The sequence below is a fragment of the Pantoea sp. X-Soil-MYKO-1289 genome (assembly GCF_059730625.1).
Window position 1 is genome coordinate 598716 of the sequence record NZ_AP036004.1, and the last position, 22302, is coordinate 621017.

Annotated in this window: 14 protein-coding genes; 8 read left to right on the forward strand and 6 right to left on the reverse strand. The window is 62.7% G+C overall.

The genetic code is table 11. The features are described from left to right. The first annotated feature begins 79 nt into the window (after positions 1–79). Positions 80–1399 carry an MFS transporter gene (locus tag AC6I7Z_RS02980; protein ID WP_497813084.1) on the forward strand — a complete coding sequence of 440 codons (1320 nt, stop codon included), beginning with the start codon at positions 80–82 and terminating at the stop codon, positions 1397–1399. On the opposite strand, the gene AC6I7Z_RS02985 is transcribed toward AC6I7Z_RS02980, so the two are convergent. The 5 genes from AC6I7Z_RS02985 to AC6I7Z_RS03005 are packed head-to-tail and all read right to left on the reverse strand — an operon-like array spanning position 1396 to position 6642. Continuing rightward, a complete protein-coding gene (locus tag AC6I7Z_RS02985; RefSeq protein WP_497813085.1) occupies positions 1396–2373 on the reverse strand; it encodes a Csu type fimbrial protein in 978 nt (325 codons plus the stop codon). The genes AC6I7Z_RS02980 and AC6I7Z_RS02985 overlap by 4 nt on opposite strands. Continuing rightward, complete coding sequence (locus tag AC6I7Z_RS02990) at positions 2370–4820, reverse strand: fimbria/pilus outer membrane usher protein (protein WP_497813086.1); 2451 nt, start codon at positions 4818–4820, stop codon at positions 2370–2372. Before AC6I7Z_RS02990 ends, AC6I7Z_RS02985 begins: the two co-directional genes overlap by 4 nt. Then, positions 4821–5510, reverse strand: a complete 690-nt coding sequence (locus AC6I7Z_RS02995; protein WP_497813087.1) for a fimbrial biogenesis chaperone — start codon at positions 5508–5510, stop codon at positions 4821–4823. Between the two features lie 24 nt (positions 5511–5534). Then, entirely contained in the window at positions 5535–6023 is a 489-nt protein-coding gene (locus AC6I7Z_RS03000; protein WP_313587982.1) for a Csu type fimbrial protein, read from the reverse strand. A 49-nt stretch (positions 6024–6072) separates the two neighbouring features. Next, positions 6073–6642 (reverse strand): spore coat protein U domain-containing protein, encoded by a 570-nt coding sequence (locus tag AC6I7Z_RS03005; protein ID WP_497813088.1) that lies wholly within the window; start codon positions 6640–6642, stop codon positions 6073–6075. 536 nt (positions 6643–7178) lie between these two features. Here AC6I7Z_RS03005 and AC6I7Z_RS03010 point away from each other — a divergent pair. From AC6I7Z_RS03010 to AC6I7Z_RS03030, 5 genes are all read left to right on the forward strand, one after another. Next, positions 7179–9224, forward strand: a complete 2046-nt coding sequence (locus AC6I7Z_RS03010) for a putative bifunctional diguanylate cyclase/phosphodiesterase (RefSeq protein WP_497813089.1) — start codon at positions 7179–7181, stop codon at positions 9222–9224. Positions 9225–9379: 155 nt separating this feature from the next. Next, entirely contained in the window at positions 9380–11503 is a 2124-nt protein-coding gene (locus AC6I7Z_RS03015) for a putative bifunctional diguanylate cyclase/phosphodiesterase (protein WP_497813090.1), read from the forward strand. Positions 11504–11651: 148 nt separating this feature from the next. After that, positions 11652–12257, forward strand: coding sequence for a cupin domain-containing protein (locus AC6I7Z_RS03020; protein WP_497813091.1), 606 nt, complete (start codon positions 11652–11654; stop codon positions 12255–12257). A gap of 74 nt (positions 12258–12331) precedes the next feature. Then, positions 12332–14056 carry a bifunctional ornithine lipid synthase OlsF gene (gene olsF / locus AC6I7Z_RS03025; RefSeq protein WP_497813092.1) on the forward strand — a complete coding sequence of 575 codons (1725 nt, stop codon included), beginning with the start codon at positions 12332–12334 and terminating at the stop codon, positions 14054–14056. A 306-nt stretch (positions 14057–14362) separates the two neighbouring features. After that, on the forward strand, positions 14363–17224 hold the full coding sequence (locus tag AC6I7Z_RS03030; protein ID WP_497813093.1) for an EAL domain-containing protein: 2862 nt from the start codon (positions 14363–14365) through the stop codon (positions 17222–17224). Here the strand turns inward: AC6I7Z_RS03030 and AC6I7Z_RS03035 are convergent. Continuing rightward, positions 17221–18285 carry a LacI family DNA-binding transcriptional regulator gene (locus AC6I7Z_RS03035; RefSeq protein WP_497813094.1) on the reverse strand — a complete coding sequence of 355 codons (1065 nt, stop codon included), beginning with the start codon at positions 18283–18285 and terminating at the stop codon, positions 17221–17223. The two genes, AC6I7Z_RS03030 and AC6I7Z_RS03035, sit on opposite strands and share 4 nt — an antisense overlap. Positions 18286–18523: 238 nt before the next feature. Here AC6I7Z_RS03035 and AC6I7Z_RS03040 point away from each other — a divergent pair, with 238 nt between their 5' ends. After that, positions 18524–19834: an MFS transporter gene (locus tag AC6I7Z_RS03040; protein WP_497813095.1), complete on the forward strand. Its 1311-nt coding sequence runs from the start codon at positions 18524–18526 to the stop codon at positions 19832–19834. Positions 19835–19844: 10 nt separating this feature from the next. Next, positions 19845–22205, forward strand: a complete 2361-nt coding sequence (locus tag AC6I7Z_RS03045; protein ID WP_497813096.1) for a glycoside hydrolase family 31 protein — start codon at positions 19845–19847, stop codon at positions 22203–22205. Positions 22206–22302 lie beyond the last annotated feature (97 nt).

Consider the following 22302-nt stretch of genomic DNA (forward strand, 5'->3'; position numbering starts at 1 on the left):
GTAAAGTGAAATGGTGAGGTTAATCACGTTATTCGCGCCTCGCTCAGGCTAAAACGGAGAAAAAACGCAGGAAGCCACTATGAGTCACACTCCGTCTTTACAAAAGCCTCAGGGCAGCGCCCGAACTATCTTCAACGTTACCAGCGGTAACTTCCTTGAAATGTATGACTTTATGGTGTTTGGCTACTACGCCACCGCCATTGCGAAAACCTTCTTTCCCGGCGACGACCCATTCGCCTCGCTAATGTTGACCCTGATGACCTTCGGCGCCGGATTCCTGATGCGGCCGTTAGGGGCGATCGTGCTTGGCGCCTATATCGACCATCATGGCCGCCGCAAGGGGCTGCTGTTGACGTTAGGGCTGATGGCGATCGGCACGCTCACCATCGCGCTGGTGCCGGGCTACGCCACGCTGGGCGCCGCCGCGCCGATTCTCATCCTGCTTGGCCGCCTGCTGCAGGGCTTCTCCGCCGGCGTCGAGCTGGGCGGCGTCTCGGTCTATCTGGCCGAGGTGGCGCCAAAAGGGCGCAAAGGCTTTTTCGTTAGCTGGCAGTCGGGCAGTCAGCAGATTGCGGTCATCTTCGCCGCGCTGCTCGGCCTGCTGCTCAACCATCTGCTGGCGAAAGAGGCGGTGACGGAGTGGGGCTGGCGTATTCCCTTCGTTGTCGGCTGTATGATCGTGCCCTTTCTGTTCTGGGTGCGCCGCATGCTGGAAGAGACCGAAGCCTTCAGCCAGCGCAAACAGCATCCAACTATGCGGCAGATTATGCGTTCGCTGGCGAGCAGCTGGGCGCTGGTGCTGGCGGGTATGCTGATGGTGGTCACCACCACCGTGATGTTCTATATGATCACCGCCTTTACGCCGACCTTCGGCAAAACCGTGCTGATGATGAGCGATAAAGAGAGCTTTCTGGTGACGCTGTGCGTCGGCGTCTCCAACCTGATCTGGCTGCCGCTGATGGGCGCGCTGTCGGATCGTATCGGCCGCCGTCCGCTGTTGATTACCTTTACGCTGCTGATGATTGTCAGCACCTGGCCGGTGCTGCACTGGCTGGTGGGCGCGCCGACCTTCGCCCATCTGATGGAAGCGGAGCTGTGGCTCTCTTTCCTCTACGCCAGCTATAACGGCGCGATGGTGGTCTATCTGGCGGAAATCATGCCTGCCGAAGTGCGCGCCTCCGGCTTTTCGCTCGCCTACAGCCTGGCGACCGCCTTGTTCGGCGGCTTTACGCCCGCCATCTCCAGCTACCTGATCCACGCCACCGGCGATAAGGCGATGCCCGGCGTCTGGCTGACCTTCGCCGCGGTCTGCGGCCTGATCGGCACGCTGCTGATTGGCCGCATGGTCAGGCAGTACCGTGCGCGTCACAGCGGCGCGACCGCCGGCGCCTCAATTTAAAACGACAGGTCCACCACCACGCTGTCCGTGTAGTTCCCCGCGGGCGGCGTGTTTTGCGTGGTGAGGATGCGCGCGGTATAGCTGTAGCCGCGCGTCAGTCCGTCCGTGCTCACGCTGGTGGAGCTGGCGCTGCTGTAGCGCTCGGTGCCGCTCGGCCCCCAGCGGTTGCTGCTGGTTCCCTTGTAAATCTCATAGCTCAACCGGTTCGTGCCGCTCGCCATCTGACGCTGCGTGCCGCTGAGGTAGTTACCGTTGCTTAACCCTACCGTATAGGTGCTGCCTTTGCTGCACACCACGTTAATCGTCTGCGACACGGCAGAGAAGCTGCCCACCAGCGGCGCGCTGCCGAAGCTGATATTGGGCGCGGTGATGGTGGTGCAGTCGTTGGTGACAACCATGGTGACGCTGATGGGAATAACGCCGCTGCCGGTCTGCGGCGACAGGCAAACGTTGCCGACGCCGACGCTGGTGCAAATGTTATAGGTCACCGCCAGGTTGAGCGTGGTGGTATAGGTGCCGGCGGCCACCGTCTGGCCCGGCACGCTGCGCAGATAGACCGGAATGGCGAAGTTGAGGCTGCCTAACAGGCCGGCGAGATTGACCAGCACCGACTGGCTGAAGACGTAGGCGGCGGCGCCGATGGTCAGCTCGGTGGCGCAGGCGCTGTCGATGCAGAGCTGCACCGGAATATTATCGGTGCCGGTGTCGCCGCTGCGCTTGAGCGTGCCGCGCGTGCCGTTGACGTTGGTGGCGCCGGTCAGCTGAAAGGTGATCTGGTTATTGCCCAGCAGCGACAGCGAGGAGCCGGACCCGCAGTTGACGTTGGCAGTGGTCGAGGTCGCCTGCGCCGTGCTGTTGACCACAAAGGTCGTCACCGAACCGAAGCTGGCGGTAGAGGCGGGCAGGGCGCAGGCGGCGCGCGACAGCGTCGGGAAAAGCGCCAGCAGCGCCAGCAGCAGCAGGATTTTTTTCATGGCATGATCCCTGAGGTAGAGTTATCGGCACTGGGCACCGGCGCGCCTGCCGGGCGCGGCGGCAGCGCACAGGTGATGGGGCCATAGGTTTTCAGCGCCTGCGGCTGGCCGCTGGCGATGGTCAGCTCGGCGTTGCAGGTGCGGCCGTCCGGCGTGGCGACGCGCATCGGGTTGCGGGCGCGCAGGTTCTCCAGCCAGGCGATGCCGTCCCAGCCGACATACTCGGTCGCCTGACCTTCGCGCAGCACCTGGCTGGAGACCGGCAGCGGCTGGCCGTCGGCATCCTGCAGGATCACGCTGGCGGCGCGCAGCTTCTCCACCGGAAAGTGCAGCAGATAGCCGCTCTGGCGTTTCACCGCGAAGCGCTGCTCGACGCTGGGCGTCGTCATATCGGCAGGCAGATCGAGCGTATCGATATCGTACTTCGCCGGGTAGTAGCTGCTAATCGAGGGCACCAGCAGATAGCCGTTGCGATCGGTGCGCCCCATCGACTGGTTTTCATAGCGCACGTTGACGTCGGGATAGCTGGTTTTCACCACCACGAAGGCGTCGTTGATGGCGTTGGCGGCGAAGGTCTGGTTGTCCATCAGCACCAGCGAACCGGCGAGATCCGCCCACTGGGTGTTGTAGTCATCGTCGCCATAGAAGCCCGCCGAGGTGTCGATTTTGTTATTGCGCCAGCGCAGGCTTCCCTGGCGGTAGTCGCCGCTGTTGCCGCCCTGATTAGCCCAGGAGGCGTCCCAGGCGAAGCCGCCGTCGCTCGGCATCGCACGCGACAGATAGAGCCGCTGATTATTTTCTCCCTGCTGGTCGCGCTCCATGCTCACCGAGGCGCTGCCGTGCTCGCCGAACGGGATCACCAGCGAAATCGCGCCGCTCCATGCGCCCTGCTCCTGATCGCGGCTGGCGGAAACGTAGAGGCTGGAGTTGCCCCACAGGGTTTTGCTCCAGGAGAGGTTGAGCAGCCGCGTGTGCTGGCCGTCGCCGCCGCTGATATCGATATAGGCGGCGCCGAGGCTGCCGTACTGGCTCAGCGACAGGCTGGCGTTGTACTGGGCGCTGCGGCGCGCCAGGCTATAGGTGGTATTGCTGGTGTCGCTGTTGCCGGTGCGGCTGCTGAGCAGCGCGAGGTTACCGAAGTCGCGGCTGCGCAGAATATGCTGCGTGCCGATGCTGAACCAGCTGTTGTTGTACTGGTAGCCCCAGCTGTACTGCGTGCCGCCCGCGCCGCTCATCTGGCTCTGCGCAAGCGCGCCGTTCAGCACGCCGAGGCTGCCGACGCGAAACATCGCGCCCGCGCCGCCCATCGCCAGGCTGTCGCTGCCTTCGGCGTGGGTTTCCAGCGTCAGCCAGTCGGTGGCGCCGTAGCGCAGCGAGCCGCTCGCCGCCGCCGCGCCGTAATCGAAATTTTTAATGCCGTAGTTGTCGCGAAACGCCCCGGCGGAGAAGGAATAGTCGCTCAGGCCCGCTTTCAGCAGCGTGCTGGAGACGTAGAAGGGCAGCGTCGTCGTGACCTGACGCCCCACCGCGTCGGTGGTGGTGATCACTGCATCGCCCGCGCCGTTGACGAAAGGCACGTTGGTCAGCGACCAGGGACCCGGCTGCACGTTCGCCTGGCTGGATCGGTAGCCGTTGATAAAGAGATCGACGGTGGAGGGCACCGCCGCCTGGCCGGAAAAGGCGGGCAGCGGATAGGTCACCAGATCGGGCCGTACGCTAAAATCGCGGCCGACCTGTATCCCGCCGAGACGCACGCTGTTGCTCCAGCTCAGCGCGTCGGTGGTGAGATCGCCGACGCGCCAGCTGACCGCGTTGTTCTCATCCTCGTTGCTCCACCAGGTGTCGTAGCGGATATAGCCGTCATCCTGCGCGGGGGCGCGGCCCTCGATCTGCTGCTGCCAGACGCCGTTGCTGGAAAACTGGCCAGCGGAACCGAAGACGCGCAGCTCGTTCCAGGCGGAAAGTCGCGTGCCCGCGTTGGTGGTGCGCGTGGCGTAGAGGTCGTAATTGAACAGCGCGCCGGTTGTGGCGCGGCCAGGGTAGCGCGGCCCGTTTTGCGCTTCGCCGATCACCTGGCCGGGAAGCCAGGCGGGCGGCACCGTCAGCAGCAGCCGCTGCCGACGATCGTCGTAATCCGCTTTGACGTCGGGCCACTGGCTGACGTCGACCTGCTGCGGGTCGGGCAATTTCTCCTGGGGAATGCCGACGCGCCGCAAATCGCCGGCGCCCACCAGCAGGCGGCCGTCGCGCCGCTCTACCGGCACGATAGCGCCGCTTTCGCGCTGGTTGACCACCAGCTCCAGCATATAGCGCTGACGATCGCCGCCGCTCTCCTGCGACGGCGGCGGCGGCAGCGACGAGAAGGTCTCCGCCAGCGCGGCGGCGGGCGTCAGACAGGCGCAGACGCTGGCCACCGCCAGCGCGCAGGGGTGAAGTGCGCGCGGCATTTAGCGGCCGGGCGCGCTGCGCCACGCGCCGGCGTTGGTGTCTGCCGTCATCTGGCCGCTAAGGGCAGTTTTCAGCGGCCAGCGGTTTTCGCTGCGCGCCAGCACGTAGCCGAACAGGCCGTCGCCCAGCTTGCGTCCGCCGACGGTGACGTTGCTGAGGCGCGCATGGCCGCTGCCGCGATTGGCGATCAGCAGCCAGGATCGGCCGCCTTCGCTCACCTGCCGCCAGCTGAGATCCGGCTTCGCCTCGTCGCGCGTCAGCCCGTCGCCGTAGACGAACAGCGGCACCGAGTAGCGCATCTGAAAATTCAGGCCCGCCTGGTTTTCGCCCGGCGTGCGCGGCGTCGGGATCTCATCAAGCACCACGCGGTACGCCATCTCCTGTCCCGCGCCGGGCGGCGTCTGCTTAATCAGGCGCACCAGCTGTTTTTTCCCCGGCTCGATGCGCACCAGCGGCGGGCTGGCGACGATGCTCTGCTGCGTGGCGTACTGCTCTTTGCCGCCAACCTGCTGCCAGCTGAAGATGCGCACCTGCATCAGCGTGGTGACGCTGCCGCGATTTTCCAGCCACAGCTCGCTCGCTTTCTCCTCCGGGTTGATGGCGGGATCGATTGGCCAGATCATCAGCGAGTTTGCCGCCTGGGCGCTGGCCGCCAGCAGGGAAACAAAGAACAACAGGGCGCGCATCATCAACTTTCTCCTTTTAGCATGCGGCTACCAGCTCAGCGTCACGGTCAGCGTGTCGGTGTAGACGCCGGCGCGCGTCGGGCCGGGCAGCTGCAGCAGGCCGTAAATCGGCAGCGTAATGTTATTGGCATTGCTGTAGCTCAGCGCGACGGCGCTGTTCACCGGGATCGCGGTGGTGTGGCTGGCATTGGTGTAGAGGGTGTAGGGCACAGTATTGGTATTGCTGGTGTGCTTCAGGTTGCGCGTCGTGGTGTAGTTGCTGCCGCCGCTGATGCTCATGCTCAGCGTCGTGCCCGGCGTGCAGGCGAGCGTAATAGCGGCGCTCTGCACAAAACTGGCGCTGACGCTGTTGCTGGCAACGCCCGACTGCGAGCCGAAATCAAGCGTGCCGAAGACGCCGGTATTGGTACCGGAGACGACGCAGCCCGCCACGATGGAAGCTGAGACTTGAAACGTGCTGGTGGGCAGGCTCCAGGCGCTAAGACTTCCTGTCAGCAGGGGCAGCGCGCAGATCAGCCTGCGCAAAGCGCGCGGCGCAGCCACCCGGATGCTCCTGACCGCGCGATCAGTAATTCACGGCGACGTTAATGGTATCGGTATAGGTGCCTGCCGGGATCAGCGGGTTAAAGCCGCCGCCAACCACGCGACCGTAGATGGCGTAGTTGGTGCCCAGCGTCGGATCGGTGGTGCCGCTGGGCGCGATATTGGTGTTGTTGGCGATAGCGGTGGTAAAGGCCGCGTCGCTGTAGAGGGTGTAGGCGATGCCCTGCGTGTTGTTGGAGCCGAGGATCAGGTAGCGCGGCTGGCCGGAAACGGTGCCGTAAATGGTGGCGGGCGCCGCGTTGCTGCTGGTGACCTGCACGTTGAAAGTCTGGCCGGTGGTGCAGCGCACGTAAATGCCGTTGCCGGACGCGCCGACCAGCGTGGCGTTAAGGGTATCAAAGGTCGCCGCGCTGCTGCCGAAGTTCAGGGTACCGAAGTTAACGCCGGTCGTGGCGGACTGGCCGTTCACCAGGCAGCCGGTGGTCAGCGTCAGGGTGGCGTTGATGGTCCCTGTGGTGGTGGCGGCAAACGTCACAGCAGGGAGTGTCGAGGTCAGGCCCGCAGCGGCAAACAGAAAAAGCTTGAATTTCATAATTAATCCTTACCGATTATTTAGAGTCAGTGCTTTTTTGCCCGGTGATTAATTATTAAATCAAACAAAGTCCAGTGACTGCGCTCCCGGTAAAGCCGGAAATGGCGCCTCATCCTGAGGATAATCTTAGTTTTGAGCTAAGGGTTTTTTATAAATTTTACTTAATATAGAACAGCGCGCAAGCGCCGATGAAGCGATAGCGGAATTTTTCCTTAATCAATTGGCGTTTCAGGTCGATAAGCCTGTAATACCAATACCTTGTGTAAAATAAAAAAAAGCAAAGCGCGGGGTATTTTGCCCTCTACCGCCGCCTCGTTAACAGTGATATGTTCATACATTAATCAGGCCCAGTTACCCTTTTAGTTACTATGCCAGGAAAAGTCTTAATCATGTCCCGCCAGCATCGGGATAGCGCTAAACGGCCCTGAAAATAATAAACTGCACGGCTGACCACTTTTTTATCCGTCTGTTTTTTTTGGAATCTTTGTTGATTACAACACAGCGCCTGCTCACAGGCAGGCTGTGGGGAGTTGCACATGCTGTTGGTCACCTGGGATAGCGTCCTGGTCGGCGTTTCGCTGATTGTCGCTTTTATCGCCGCGTTTACCGCGCTGGATACGGCAGGGCGCGTCGCGGTGTCGCACGGCTGGATGGCGCGTTTATGGCTGCTGGCCGGCGGCATGGCGATGGGCATCGGCATCTGGGCGATGCACTTTATCGGCATGCTGGCGATGATGATGCCGATGCGCTACGACATGAGCCTGACGGCGCTGTCGCTGCTGGCGGCCTGCGTCGCCTGTATGCTGGCGTTTGCCCAGACCCAGCACGGGCGTTTTAGCCGCCGACGCTGGCTGGCGGGCAGCGCTATGCTCGGCAGCGGCATCGTGACGATGCACTATATCGGCATGTTTGCGCTGCGGGTCTCGCCCGCCCCGCACTGGCGCTTTTCGCTGGTGGCGCTCTCCGTCGCCATCGCTTACCTCGCCTCCGCCGCCGCGCTCTGGCTGGCGTTCTGTCTGCGCCAGGGCGAAAAATATCTGCTGACGATGCGCGCGCTCGGCGCGCTGGTGATGGGCGTCGCCATCGCCGGCATGCACTACACCGGCATGGCGGCGGCGCAGTTCGATCGCCACAGCATGCCGCTGGCGCAGGGCGTCAGCGGCCAGGGGCTGGCGGTGTGGGTCGCGCTCGGCACCCTCTCTATTCTCGGCTTTACGCTGCTCGCCTCAATGCTGGACGCCCAGCTGCGCGCCGCGCGTCTGGCGCAGCGCCTTAATCAGGCGAATCAGGAGCTGCATCAGCTGGCGATGCACGACAACCTCACCGCGCTGCCCAATCGCGTGATGCTGGAGCAGCAGCTGGACGTCGCGCTCAGCCAGGCGACGCGCGATACGCCGGGCTTTACCCTGATGTATATGGATCTCGACGGCTTCAAGGCGGTCAACGACACATGGGGTCACTACGTGGGCGATCGCCTGCTGATAGCGGTCGCCGATCGCCTGCGCCGCCAGCTCAGCGACGACAACATATTGCTGGCGCGCCTCGGCGGCGATGAGTTTGTGCTGCTGGCGCAGGGCAACGACAACCGGCAGGCGGCGGCGCTGGCGCAGCGGCTGGTCAATACCATAGACGCGCCGTTCGAGCTGGATCGCTACCTGCTGCGCGTCTCGCTCAGCGTCGGCGTCGCCCTCTATCCGCAGCACGGTCGCAGCAAGCAGGAGCTGATGTTCAACGCCGATTCGGCGATGTACCACATCAAGCACAGCGGGCGTAACGGCTACTGCCTGTTCGAGCCGGCGATGAGCGCCAGCGCGCAGCATCAGCTGGCGCTGGCCAACGACCTGTGGCAGGCGCTGGAGCGCCAGGAGATGCAGCTGTTCTACCAGCCGAAGTTCCGCTCCAGCAGCAGCGAACTGATCGGTTTTGAAGCGCTGCTGCGCTGGCAGCACCCGACGCGCGGCCTGCTGATGCCCGATATTTTTCTGCCGCGCGCCGAGAAGACCGGGCAGATCGTCGCGCTGGGCAACTGGGTGATCAACGAAGCCTGCCGCCAGCTCACGCAGTGGCGCAGCGACGGGCATCCGAGCTGGACGGTCTCCGTTAATCTTTCAGCGCTGCAGTTTCACCAGCGCGATCTGCTGGAGACGGTGCGCCAGGCGCTGCTGCGCCATCAGCTGCCGGGCAGCTCGCTGACGCTGGAGATCACGGAGAGCATCGCGATGCGCGATCCGCAGTTCAGCCAGCAGCGCATCAGCGAGCTGCAAAAAATCGAGGTCAGGGTGGCGATCGATAATTTCGGCATCGGCTACGCTAACCTGCTGCACCTGAAACACCTCGAGGCCAGCGAGCTGAAGATCGACCGCAGCTTTATCAACAGCCTGCGCGCCGACAGCCAGGACGCCACCGTGGTGAGCGCGATGCTGGCGCTGGCGCAGACGCTTAACCTGCATATGGTGGCGGAAGGGGTCGAAACCGAAGAGCAGCAGAGGCTGCTGACCCGGCTGGGCTTCGACGCTTTGCAGGGTTATCTGCTGGGCAAGCCGACGCCGGCCGATCGCATCGCCGACTTCGCCACCGTCTGACGATAGATTTTAACGCTCACAGGCATCGGAAGCTTTCATCGTGGCAGGCTAATTACCCTTTGCCTTTTGCCGATAACCTGAGCAGATAATTCATCCTTGTGACTTTTTCATTACAAAACCATAGCTGCGATTTTGCGCTTTAACGGGACTTCACTATGTTAGTGACCTCATACGATTCGTTTACCGTCGTCGTTTCCATTCTCGTTGCGATGCTGGCGTCTTTTACCGCGCTGGATATGGCGGGCCGCGTCGCCACCTCGACAGGAAAAGTCGCGCTGATCTGGCTGTTCGGCGGCGGCTTCGCCATGGGCGTCGGCATCTGGGCGATGCACTTTATCGGCATGCTGTCGATGACCATGGAGATGGTGATGAGCTACGACGCATCGCTCACCGGCGTCTCGATGGCGATTGCGGTTATCGCCTCGATCTTCGCGCTCTGGCTGGTCTGTCAGGGCGAGCTGCCGCTGAGAAAACTGCTGGGCGGCGCGCTGGTGCTGGGCAGCGGCGTGGTGGCGATGCACTACACCGGCATGAAGGCGCTGATGTTCTCCCCCGGCATCAGCTGGAACTGGGGCTGGATTGCGCTCTCGGTAGTGATTGCGCTGGTGGCGTCCTGCGCGGCGCTGTGGCTGGCGTTCAACCTGCGCGACGGCACCACCGGCCGCACGACGCTGCTGCGCGTCGGCGCCTCGGTGGTAATGGGGTGCGCCATCGCAGGCATGCACTACACCGGCATGGCGGCGGCCAGCTTCCCGGCGCACAGCCACGTCGGCACGATGGGGGTCAACAGCAACTGGCTGGCGATTCTGGTAACGGTCGTCACGCTGGCGATCCTCGGCATTACGCTGCTGGTGTCGATGCTCGACGCGCGCATGCAGGCGCGCACCGCCATTCTGGCGCGCTCGCTGGCGGAGGCGAACCGCGAACTGGCGCAGCTGGCGCTGCACGACAACCTGACGCGCCTGCCGAACCGCATTCTGCTGGAGGATCGTCTGGAGCAGGCGATCAATAAAGCCAATCGCGAACGCACCCAGTTTGCGCTGATGTTTATGGATCTTGACGGCTTCAAGGCGGTCAATGACGCCTTCGGTCATCACGTCGGCGACAACCTGCTGATCGCCGTCACCGAGCGCATGAGCGATCAGATGAAGGGCTACTACACCCTGGCGCGCATGGGCGGCGATGAGTTTGTGCTGCTGATTGATATTAACGATCCCAACGACGCCGCGACGGTGGCGGATACGCTGGTGAAGGCCATCGAGCGTCCGTTTGAGATCTCCCGCTACGAGCTGATGGTGTCGCTGAGCATCGGCATCGCCGTCTATCCGGGCGACGGCAACGACGAGCGCGAGCTGATGTTCAACGCCGACGCCGCCATGTACCACACCAAAAACAACGGCCGCAACGGGCACAACTTCTTCCAGCCCTCGATGAATACCCTGGCGCAGACCCAGCTGCAGCTTAACAACGACCTGTGGCACGCCCAGGAAAATCAGGAGCTGCGTCTGTTTTACCAGCCGAAATATTGCGCGCCGCGCGGCCCGATTATCGGCTTTGAAGCGCTGCTGCGCTGGCAGCATCCGACGCGCGGCCTGCTGACGCCCGATATCTTCCTGCCGCTGGCGGAGAAGACCGGCATGATCGTCAATATCGGCTGCTGGGTGATCAACGAGGCCTGCCGGCAGCTGCACGAGTGGCGTCAGCAGGGGCACACCCACTGGTCGGTCGCCGTCAACCTGTCGGCGCTGCAGTTTGAGCAGAGCAATCTGGTGGAGACGGTGACCGAGGCACTGGCGGCGCACGCCATCCCGCCTGAACTGCTGACGCTGGAAGTGACGGAAACCACCGCGATGCGCGATCCGGACGAGAGCGTGCGCATCCTGACCGAGCTGACGCGGCTGGGCGTGAAGGCGTCGATAGATGACTTCGGCACCGGCTATTCGAGCCTGCTCTATCTCAAGCGCCTGCCGGCCAGCGAACTCAAGATCGATCGGGCGTTCGTTAACGAACTGCAGCACCAGACCGAAGACGCCACTATCGTTTCCGCCATCGTCGCGCTGGCGCAGTCGCTGGATCTCAAAGTGGTGGCGGAAGGGGTAGAGACGGCGGAACAGCAGGCTTTTTTAACCGGCTTAGGCTGCAATACCCTACAGGGATATCTGCTGGGCAAGCCCGTTCCGCCGGAAAAGGTCGAGGAGCTGCCCGATTTCGCGCCGGAGCCGGGGCAGAAAAAAGGCGTGCTGCCGTCGCCTGCGCTCTGCACGGCGCTGCCGGGGTAAGCCGACCGCACAAAGTAGCAGAATTGTTGCTTTGTTATTTGTGTTTGGTTAGCAAAATCATGCTTTTATGGCGGATCTGCTGGCGGGCGCACATTGCAACAGCCATCAGGTTTGCCACAATTAGCGGAAAGCTACCCGGAGAACCTGTATGACTGCCTCTTCTTCCAGTCTGATGTTGCTGATGTCCTTCGCGGCGGGCACCTTTGCCGCCGGCTCGTCGAATAATCCGCAGCATCTGATGCTCGCCGGCCCGTCGGGCGGCGTGCCAAACAATCCTCTGCCGCTTATTATCTGGCCGCGCGTGGCGCTGGATGAGGCGCAGGAGGAGGAGCCCGACCTCGCCGGCTGGTTCGAGCAGACTTTTGCGCGCAACGGCTGGCCGCCCTCATGGCGTTACGACATTTTTCCCTATACCCACTACCATCCCAATACGCATGAGCTGCTGGGCGTGGCGCAGGGCTGGGCGGAAGTGCTGTTCGGCGGCGACACCGGCCGTATGGTGACGCTGCGCGCGGGCGACGCGGTGCTGATCCCGGCGGGCGTCGGCCATAAGCAGGTCTATGCCAGCGAGGACTTTATGGTGGTCGGCGCCTACCCGGAGGGCTTTGCGCCGGAGACCAACCGCGATGAGCCGGCCAGACTGCGCGCGGCCGAGCAGCAGGTGAAGCAGGTGCCGCTGCCCACGCGCGATCCCTTTACCGGCAAAGCGGGCGCGCTGACCGACATCTGGACGCCGATCGCCGATCATTTCTGACCTGCGCCGCGTCATAAATTTGCAAACATCTCACCTTATTTTTGGCGTCATCATCGTCGAAAATAGGGCGCGTTATGTTCTCTGTCGATCAGGTTGTCGAACGCTTCTGGCCGCAGGCTCAGCCCGCTGGCTGGCAGCGTCGGATGCTGCGCTGGGCGCTGCATGAAGAGGAGTTTCAGCGCTTCGCCGCGCGCTATCCGCATCTGAAAGGGCTGGATATGGTCGAGCAGATGCTGGAGCACCTCGACGTGCGCTGTGAGCTGAGCGAGCGCGATCTGGAGCAGATCCCGCCGCGTGGGCCGGTGGTGATCGTCGCCAACCATCCGCTGGGGGCGCTCGATGGCCTGGCGCTGCTGGCGGCGGTGGCGCAGGCGCGGCGCGATGTGAAAATCGTCGCCAACCGCATGCTGATGATGCTGGAGCCGCTCAGCACGCTGATGCTGCCGGTGGACAACATGGGCAACCGCACCAGCCGCGAACAGCTTCAGCGTATGCAGCAGCACCTTAGCAACGACGGAGTGCTGATTATTTTCCCGGCGGGCGAAGTCTCGCGCCTCGGCAGCCGCGGCGTTCGCGACGGCCGCTGGCATCACGCCTTTCTGCGGCTGGCGGCGCGCGCCCGTGCGCCGCTGGTGCCGGTTTTCGTCGAGGGACGCAACAGCGGCCTGTTCTACGCGGCGGCTAAAATCGCCCAGCCGCTGGCGCTGCTGATGCTGGTGCGCGAGATGTTCCGCCAGCGCGGCTCGCGCATCAAGCTGCATATCGGCGCGCAGATCCCCTTTGCCCACTGGCATGACGGCCATACGCCGGGCAGAGCGCTGGCGAAGCGGCTGCGTAAACACCTTTATCGCATCGGCCAGCAGCGTCCCGGCCTGTTCCAGACTGAAAAAGCGATCGCCCGCGCCGAGGATCGCGGCGAGCTGAAGCGCGCGCTGCGCGAGAGCGAGCACCTCGGCACCACCGGCGACGGCAAGCAGATCTACCTGTGGCGGCGCAACGGCGCCACCTGGGTGCCGCTGCTGCGCGAGCTGGGAAGGCTGCGGGAGATCGCCTTTCGCGCGGTGGGCGAGGGCAGCGGCCGCCGCCGCGATCTGGATAATTACGACGACGACTACTATCACCTGATCCTGTGGGACGACGCGCAGCTGGAGATCGTCGGCGCCTACCGCTTTATTCCCGGCGACGAGCAGCTCGCCAGGCGTGGGCTGGAGGGCTTTTACAGCCACAGCCTGTTCCACTACGACGAGCGCATGATGCCGATTTTGCAGCAGAGCATCGAGCTGGGGCGCAGCTTTATTCAGCCCGCCTACTGGGGCAAGCGCGGGCTCGACTATCTCTGGCTCGGCATCGGCGCGTATCTGGCGCGCTATCCGCAGACGCGCTACCTGTTCGGCCCGGTCTCTATCTCCGGCGGTATGCCGCTGGCGGCGCGCGATCTGCTGGTGGCCTTCTACCGCCTCTATTTTCCCACCGCGCTGCCGCTGGCGACGTCGCGCCAGCCTTATCCCGCTTCGCTGCCGGACGTGCTGGCGCAGTTCAGCGGCGGCGACTATCAGGCGGATCTGCGCAGGCTTAAGCAGCTGCTGAGCAACCTTGGCTGCGCCATCCCGCCGCTTTATAAGCAATATTCCGAGCTGTGCGAGCCTGGCGGCGTGCAGTTTATCGATTTCGGCAGCGATCCCGACTTCAATCACTGCATCGACGGGCTGGTGCTGGTGGATCTTACGCGGCTAAAAGCGTCGCGCTACGACCGCTATATCGCGGTGCATCAGGAAACGACGCAGAAGGCGTCAGGCTAAAGCACGCGCCGCAGGCCGGCGCCTGTAGCGCTGCCCGACGCGGTTAAGCCCAGCGTTTAGTGCCGGGCTTTGCGTGCATTTTGATTTTGTTCTGCTTATCCTTCACCGCCAAATTCCCCGCATTAACATAAGCGCATTTACAGTTGAACATTTTCTCGCCACTGCCGATAACTCACCTACTAACTTTCGTGTTCCGCTCATTTGTACTTGTCAAAGCAGGTGGTTTCAGATGTAGTCGGGTCGTCATTAAGACCATTCTTAAATTTTTGGGGCAATTACAGGCAGCGCAGCAACAGGCTAATAACAATGGATAAAAATGCTGATGTTATGTATCGGTTACTGGTACAAAGCGTGATCGACTACGCCATTTATATGCTGAAACCAGATGGCACGGTCGCTAACTGGAACGCTGGCGCGCAGCGGGCAAAAGGCTACACGCCAGATGAGATCGTAGGTAAGCATTTCTCGCTGTTTTACAGCGAAAGCGATCGTATAAACGGCTTACCGCAGCGCGGTCTGGATACCGCCGCGCGCACCGGCAGCTTTGAAACCGAAGGCTGGCGCTACCGCAAAGATGGCAGCGCCTTCTGGGCCCACGTGGTTATCGATGCCATCCGCGATCCGCACGGCGAACTGGTCGGCTTCGCCAAAATTACGCGCGACTGCACCGAGCAGCAGGCGCAGCAGCGCAAAGAGCGCGAGCAGGAAGCGCGCTTCCGCCTGCTGGTGGAAGGCGTCACCGACTACGCCATCTATATGCTGGATCACGACGGGCTGGTGGTGAACTGGAACGCCGGCGCGCAGCGCGCCAAAGGCTATGTGGCGGAAGAGATCGTCGGCCAGCACTTCTCCCGCTTCTACAGCGCCCAGGATCGTCAGGCGCATATCCCGGAAAAAAACCTGCAAACCGCGTTTCGCACCGGCCGTTTCGAAGATCAGGGCTGGCGCTACCGCAAAGACGGCAGCGTCTTCTGGGCGCACGTCATCATTGACGCGGTGCGCGACGACGGCGGCCAGCTGATCGGCTACGCCAAGATTACGCGCGACTGCACCGAACAGCAGACGATGCTGCGCGCGCAGCGCGAGCAGGAGGAGCGCTTCCGCCTGCTGGTGGAAGGCGTGACCGACTACGCCATCTATATGCTGGATCTGCAGGGCTGCGTGGTGAACTGGAACGCCGGGGCGCAGCGCGCCAAAGGCTACCTTGCCGAGGAGATCGTCGGGGAGCATTTCTCGGTATTCTACAGCGCGCAGGAGCGTTTGCTGGGCGCGCCGGACGCCAACCTGGCGATTGCGCTGGCGAACGGCCGCTTCGAAGATGAAGGCTGGCGCTACCGCAAAGACGGCAGCGCCTTCTGGGCGCACGTGGTGATTGACGCTATCCATAACGACGAAGGACGACTGATCGGCTTCGCCAAAATCACGCGCGACGTCACCGAACGCCGCGAGCAGGAGCAGAAGCTGCTGCGCGCCAAAGATCTGGCCGAAGCGCAGAGCGTGAAAATGTCGGCGCTGTCGAAATTCCTCGACAATATCATCGCCAATATTCCCTCCTGCGTGGTGGTAGAGGACGCTATTACGCGCGAAATCCTGCTGGTTAACGACCGGTCGGAAAAGCTGTTCGGCGTCTCGAAAGCGCTGCTGATCAATAGAAAACCGCACGAATGCATGTCGGCTGAACTCAGCGACTACTTCAACAGTCTGGCGGATATCGCGCTGCGCAGCGAAGGCATTCACCAGCGCGAACAGCAGCTGCTCACCGCCAGCGGCGAACGCATTCTGCATACTCGCGCCACCATCATTCGCGGACAGGACGCGCGCCAGAACTACATTATGCTGCTCGTCGAGGATGTCACCGATCAGCGCGCCGCCGACGCGCGCATTCACCATATGGCGCATCACGACAACCTCACCAGCCTGCCGAACCGTATTCTGTTCCGTCAGCGGCTGAGCGAAGCGCTGCGCGGCGACAGCCAGAGCGGCCGACAGACCGCCACGCTCTGCCTCGATCTCGACAACTTCAAAAACGTTAACGACGCGCTCGGCCACCAGATCGGCGACGAACTGCTGCGCGCGGTGGCTAAACGCCTGCGCGCCGCGCTGCGCGATCGCGACACGCTGGCGCGCATCGGCGGCGACGAGTTCGCCATCGTGCTGCCCGCTATCGGCAGCGCGGAAGAGGCGGCGCTGGTCGCCCAGCGGCTGATTGAAGCGATACGGCCGCCGGTCAATATTGAAGGCCATAACCTGAGCGTCGGCCTCAGCGTCGGCATCGTCCTGAGCGCGACCATCACCAACACGCCGGAGCAGATGCTGCGCTGCGCCGATATGGCGCTCTATGAGGCCAAGCGCAACGGACGCAACCGCTACGAGCACTTTACGCTGGAGATGGACGACGTGGCGCGCAGCCGCCGCGTGATCGAGAACGATCTGCGCGAGGCGATCGGCAGCCAGCAGCTTAAGCTCTACTACCAGCCGATTACCGACGGCGAAGCGGTGCAGTCGATTATCGGCTACGAGGCGCTGATGCGCTGGCACCATCCGGTGAAAGGGCTGATTATGCCGAACGACTTTATTCCCATCGCGGAGGAGAGCGGGCTGATCCATATGCTGGGCGCCTATGCGCTGTTCGAAGCCTGCCGCGAGGCGAACACCTGGGACGGCAAGCAGTCGGTGTCGGTCAACCTGTCGCCGCTGCAGTTTAAAAACAGCTCGCTGGTCTCGGTGGTGGAGGCCGCGCTGCGCGACTCCGGCCTGGAGCCGAGCCGGCTGGAGGTGGAGATCACCGAGTCGGTGCTGCTCGACGACTCGCTCGGCAATATCCGCACGCTGGAGAGCCTGAAGAAACTCGGGGTGCAAATCGCGCTGGACGACTTCGGCACCGGCTACTCGTCGCTGAGCTATCTGCGATCTTTTCCGTTCGACAAAATCAAAATCGACAAATCTTTTATCAGCGATATGGGCGACAGCCGCGAGGCGCTGGCGATTATCCGCGCCATAACCGGCATGAGCCGCAGCCTGGATATTCAGATCACCGCCGAAGGCGTGGAGAGCAGCGAACAGTTCGCGAAGCTGCGCGAAGAGGGCTGCACCCTGTTCCAGGGCTACTACTTCGGCCGTCCGCAGCCGTCGGAGCTGCGGCTGAAGGCGCTCTCCGACCCGACCTAATCGTAGAGGCCGTGCTGCTGCACCGGCGCGTGGCTGAGGTTGTCGCGGATGCGGCGCACCGACTCGCGCACCACCAGTTTGCCGTGCAGCAGCAGGGTGCCGGGCAGCGTCTGCGCGTTCAGGCGCATGCTCTGCACCATGCGCACCGCCTCCGCGCCCAGCTCGTCGCGCGGCACCTGCACGGAAGTAAGCGGAATGTCGTGAATGGCGGCGAGATTGAAGCCGTCCATGCTCATCACCGAAACATCCTGCGGCACGCGCAGCCCGGCCTGCTGCAGCGCCTCCACCGCGCCGGCGGCGATATAGTCGCCGCTGGCCAGAATCGCGGTAGGGCGTTGGGCGTGCGGGCAGTGCTTCAGATAATCGCGCAGTCTCTCCGCCGCTTCGATCCGGCTGAAGCTGGTAAGCGTCAACAGATGCTGGCGGCTGTCGAAGCGCAGATTCATGGCGTGCCAGGCGTCGCGCACGCCCTGCAGACGCTGCTCCATGGTGTAGCGGCGCAGGCAGTGCAGCGACAAAATCTGGCGGTGCCCCTGCTCAAACAGATAGCGGGCGGCGCTTTCGCCGATCAGCTGATGATGCGGCGAGACCGAAGAGAGCCGCATGCGGCGATCCATCGCATTGATCAACACGCAGGGCTTATCGATTTCGGCCGCGAGCTGGTGGATATGATCGTCGTCGATCCCTACCAGCAGCGCGGCGTCGGTTTGCTGCATCTTCTCCAGAAACAGCGCCGTGTCGCTCTCATTCTCCTCCAGCGCGCAGTAGCGTAAACGCACCTCATGCGGGGCGATCGCCTGGGCGATGCCCTGAATCACCTTGTAGTAAAAGATATCGCTGCGCACGTCGAACGCGCGGGGCGGCGCGAACACCATCAAATTATTCAGCAGCAGGCGGCCGCTGTGCAGGTTATCCAGCACGCCTTGCTGCTGCGCCACCGCCAGCACTTTATCGCGCGTGCTGGCGCGAGTATTGGCTTTGCCGGCCAGCACCCGCGACACGGTGCTGATCGAGACGCCGCTCAGCGCCGCAATTTCGCTGATTTTTAGCCTTTGTTTCATTTTGTGATCGTCCTCAAATCTGCTGATGAAAAAATTTTCATTGCGTGCTGAATCGCGTCAGATAAGGCAGAGAAGCCGCTTTAAACGCGCCAAAAAGTTTGCCATGAAAAGGTTTGCAAAAAAGAGGCTATACCGACGTTTCGCGCTTTTTTAAGGTGCCAGACAGGTTCACGCAGTACGCCGGAGGGCGGTGTGAAGGATCAAACCGGCCGTTAAAAGCCTGCACAGGAGCTGACAAATGAGCCTTGAATCAACGACTAAGCCAATCGGCGCCGCGCGAACAATACGCGCCGTTAAAAATCTCCGCTGGTGGATGCTGGGACTGTTTCTACTGGGCGTGACGGTAAACTACGTGACGCGCAATTCGCTCGGCATTCTGGCGCCGGAGCTGAAAACCAGCCTCAATATGAGCACCGAACACTACTCCTGGGTGGTGGCGGCGTTTCAGCTTGCCTATACCCTGTTTCAGCCGCTCTGCGGCTGGCTGATCGACGTGATCGGCCTGAAGATGGGCTTCCTGATCTGCGCGCTGGTCTGGTCGGTGACCTGTCTGCTGCACGCCGGCGCGGGAAGCTGGCTGCATCTGGCGCTGCTGCGCTTTGTGATGGGGGCGTCGGAGGCGGCGGCGACGCCCGCCAACGCCAAGGCGATCGGCGACTGGTTCCCGAAAAAAGAGCGTCCGGTCGCCGCAGGCTGGGCAGGCGTCGGCTTTTCGGTTGGCGCGATGCTGGCGCCGCCGATTATCTATGTGGCGCATATCACCTTCGGCTGGCAGGGCGCATTTCTGCTTACCGGCGGCCTGGGGCTGCTGTGGGTCGGCCTCTGGTGGTGGGGCTATCAGTCGCCGGAAAAGCATGCCCGGCTTTCTGACGAAGAGCGCGCCTGGATTACGCAGGACAACGAAGCCGTGGGTGAAAAGCTGCCGTTCTTTCAGGCGCTGAAAACCATCGGTAAAGAGAAGAAATTCTACGGCATTGCCATTCCGGCATTTCTCGCCGAGCCCGCCTGGGCGGTGCTGAGCTTCTGGGTGCCGCTCTATCTGGCTAACGAGCGCGGCATGGATCTTAAGCAGATCGTGATGTTCGCCTGGCTGCCGTTTCTCGCCGCCGATCTCGGCAGCGTCGCCAGCGGCTACCTGACCAAAATCTATGTGAAGTGGTTCGGCCTGACGCGCGTCAACTCTATCGTCGCCAGCTCGATCACCGGCGCGGTGCTGATGATCTCGCTGGCGCTGATGACTCTCGTTAAAGATCCTTATCTGGCGATCGCCCTGATCTCGATCGGCGGCTTCGGCCATCAGGTGATCTCCTGCATGCTCAGCGCGCTGGTGGTGGAGCGCTTCGATCGTCGCCAGATGGCAACGGTTAACGGCATGCGCGGATCCTGCGCCTGGATCGCCAGCTTTATCTTCTCTCTGATTATCGGCGTTACCGCCGACACCGTTGGTTTTAATCCGCTGTTCGTCGCCATGGGCTTTTTCGACCTGGTGGGCGCGATTTTCCTGGTGATGTTTATCGCCGAACGTCGTCAGCGCAGCGCGGAACAATAAGGACACCGTTATGAAAACCCTGAAGAACTGGACGCTGAGTCAGCACGCCGATCATTTTGTCGAGCTGAAGGTGGACAACCGCCATCTGCTGCGCCTCTATGTGCTGGAGTCAGGTCTGATGCGCGTGCTGCTGAAGCGCGACGGCGAGCTGGCCCTGAACCGAACCTGGAGCATCGCGCCAGAGGACGACGTGCCCTGGGAGGGGCGCGATCGCGAATCCCTCGACGGCTTCGGGCTGCCGGGCTTTCAGCTGGAGCACGAGGCGAACCAGCTGCGCATCAGCACCGACCGGCTGCGCGTGACGGTGCACCATCCGCTCTGCCTGAGCTGGGAGCATTATCATCAGGGGCAGTGGCAGCCGCTGGCGGCCGATCGCCACACCGGCGCCTATTTGCTGAACGCGCACGGCGACGGCGTGGAGCACTATCAGCGTCGTCAGCCGCAGGATCGCGTCTACGGCCTCGGCGAGAAGAGCGGCGATCTGAACCGCAGCGGCCGCCGCTTCGAGATGCGCAACCTCGATGCGATGGGCTATAACGCCGCCAGCACCGATCCGCTCTATAAGCATATTCCCTTTACCCTGACGCAGCGCGACGGCGTCAGCTTCGGCCTGTTCTACGACAACCTGAGCAGCAGCTGGCTCGATCTCGGCAACGAGCTGGACAACTACCATCTGCCCTATCGCCGCTACCGCGCCGAAGCGGGCGATCTCGACTATTACCTGATGCTGGGGCCAAAGCTGCTGGATGTCACTCAGGCCTTCGTGCGCCTGACCGGCCGGACTATTTTTCAGCCGAAGTGGAGCCTGGGCTACAGCGGCTCGACCATGCACTACACCGACGCCCCCGACGCGCAGCAGCAGCTGCAGGGCTTTATCCGCCTCTGCCGCGAGCATGAGATCCCCTGCGACTCGTTTCAACTCTCGTCGGGCTACACCTCGATCAACAACAAGCGCTATGTCTTTAACTGGAATTACGACAAGGTGCCGAATCCCAACGGCATGAGCGAGGCGTTCCACGCGGCGGGCATGAAGCTGGCGGCCAATATCAAACCCTGCCTGCTGCAGGATCATCCGCGCTATCAGGAAGTGGCGTCGCAGGGGCTATTTATTCGCGACTCGGAGCAGGATCGCCCCGAGCGTTCGGTGTTCTGGGACGATGAAGGATCGCACCTCGACTTTACGCATCCGCAGGCAGTGCGCTGGTGGCAGGAGAACGTCACCGCGCAGCTGCTGGAGAAGGGCATCGACGCCACCTGGAATGACAACAACGAATATGAGGTGTGGGACGGCGAAGCGCGCTGCCACGGTTTCGGGCAGAGCATCGCCATTAAACACATTCGCCCGGTGATGCCGCTGCTGATGATGCGCGCCTCGCTGGAGGCGCAGCAGCGCTTCGCGCCGGAGAAGCGGCCCTATCTGATCTCCCGCTCCGGCTGCGCCGGGATGCAGCGCTACGTGCAGACGTGGAGCGGAGATAACCGCACCAGCTGGCAGACGCTGCGCTACAACATCCGCATGGGACTGGGCATGAGCCTTTCGGGCTTGTTTAACGTCGGTCACGACGTCGGCGGCTTCTCCGGCGACAAGCCGGACGCCGAGCTGTTTGTGCGCTGGGTGCAGAACGGCGTGATGCATCCGCGCTTCACCATCCACTCCTGGAACGACGATCACACCGTGAATGAACCCTGGATGTATCCAGAGGTGACGCCGCTGATCCGCGAGGCGATCCGTCTGCGCTACCGCCTGATGCCCTATCTCTACACGCTGCTGTGGCAGGCGAGCGCGAAGGATGAGCCGATGCTGCGTCCCACTTTTCTCGATCACGAAGAGGATGACGAGACGTACCGGGAAAACGACGACTTTCTGCTGGGGCGCGATCTGCTGGTGGCCAGCGTGGTGGAGGAGGGCAGCCGCGCGCGCGAGGTCTATCTGCCGCGCAACGCCTACGGCTGGTATGACTGGCACAGCGGCCAGTGGCTGGCGGGCGGTCAGACCGTGACGCTCGACGCGCCGCTCGATCGCTTGCCGCTGCTGGCGCGCGCCGGTTCCGCCATTCCGCTGGGACGCTGCGAAAGCACCACCGATGCGCGGCTCGACCGCGTGCGCGAACTGCAGCTGTGGCCTGCGCCGGGCGAAGCGCGCAGCGAGGGCGAGTTTTTCGACGACGACGGCGAGAGCCACGGCTGGCGGCAGGGCAATGCGCTCTGGGTGCGCTGGGCGCTGCGCAGCAGCAGCGATCGGCTTGAGCTGACGCTGGAGAAGCGCGGCGACTATCAGCCGGCGTGGCGTGAGATTGAGGTGTTGCTGCCCGCCGGCGAGCGGCGCGAGCTGTGGATCAACGGCGAGAAGGGCGGGCGGTTTAGCTTGTAATCTGTAACGGCGGTGGGGCGATCATGGCAGACCGCACTGCACCTGAAGCGCGGGCAGGATGGCCCGAAGAGCAAAGCGTCCCGCGCCATGGACGGCG

Bases quoted from the DNA above. Each gene is read 5' to 3' on its own strand.
- AC6I7Z_RS02980 (WP_497813084.1), top strand. From the start codon at position 80: ATGAGTCACACTCCGTCTTTACAAAAGCCTCAGGGCAGCGCCCGAACT.
- AC6I7Z_RS02985 (WP_497813085.1), bottom strand. From the start codon at position 2,373: ATGAAAAAAATCCTGCTGCTGCTGGCGCTGCTGGCGCTTTTCCCGACG.
- AC6I7Z_RS02990 (WP_497813086.1), bottom strand. From the start codon at position 4,820: ATGCCGCGCGCACTTCACCCCTGCGCGCTGGCGGTGGCCAGCGTCTGC.
- AC6I7Z_RS02995 (WP_497813087.1), bottom strand. From the start codon at position 5,510: ATGATGCGCGCCCTGTTGTTCTTTGTTTCCCTGCTGGCGGCCAGCGCC.
- AC6I7Z_RS03005 (WP_497813088.1), bottom strand. From the start codon at position 6,642: ATGAAATTCAAGCTTTTTCTGTTTGCCGCTGCGGGCCTGACCTCGACA.
- AC6I7Z_RS03010 (WP_497813089.1), top strand. From the start codon at position 7,179: ATGCTGTTGGTCACCTGGGATAGCGTCCTGGTCGGCGTTTCGCTGATT.
- AC6I7Z_RS03015 (WP_497813090.1), top strand. From the start codon at position 9,380: ATGTTAGTGACCTCATACGATTCGTTTACCGTCGTCGTTTCCATTCTC.
- AC6I7Z_RS03020 (WP_497813091.1), top strand. From the start codon at position 11,652: ATGACTGCCTCTTCTTCCAGTCTGATGTTGCTGATGTCCTTCGCGGCG.
- olsF (WP_497813092.1), top strand. From the start codon at position 12,332: ATGTTCTCTGTCGATCAGGTTGTCGAACGCTTCTGGCCGCAGGCTCAG.
- AC6I7Z_RS03030 (WP_497813093.1), top strand. From the start codon at position 14,363: ATGGATAAAAATGCTGATGTTATGTATCGGTTACTGGTACAAAGCGTG.
- AC6I7Z_RS03035 (WP_497813094.1), bottom strand. From the start codon at position 18,285: ATGAAACAAAGGCTAAAAATCAGCGAAATTGCGGCGCTGAGCGGCGTC.
- AC6I7Z_RS03040 (WP_497813095.1), top strand. From the start codon at position 18,524: ATGAGCCTTGAATCAACGACTAAGCCAATCGGCGCCGCGCGAACAATA.
- AC6I7Z_RS03045 (WP_497813096.1), top strand. From the start codon at position 19,845: ATGAAAACCCTGAAGAACTGGACGCTGAGTCAGCACGCCGATCATTTT.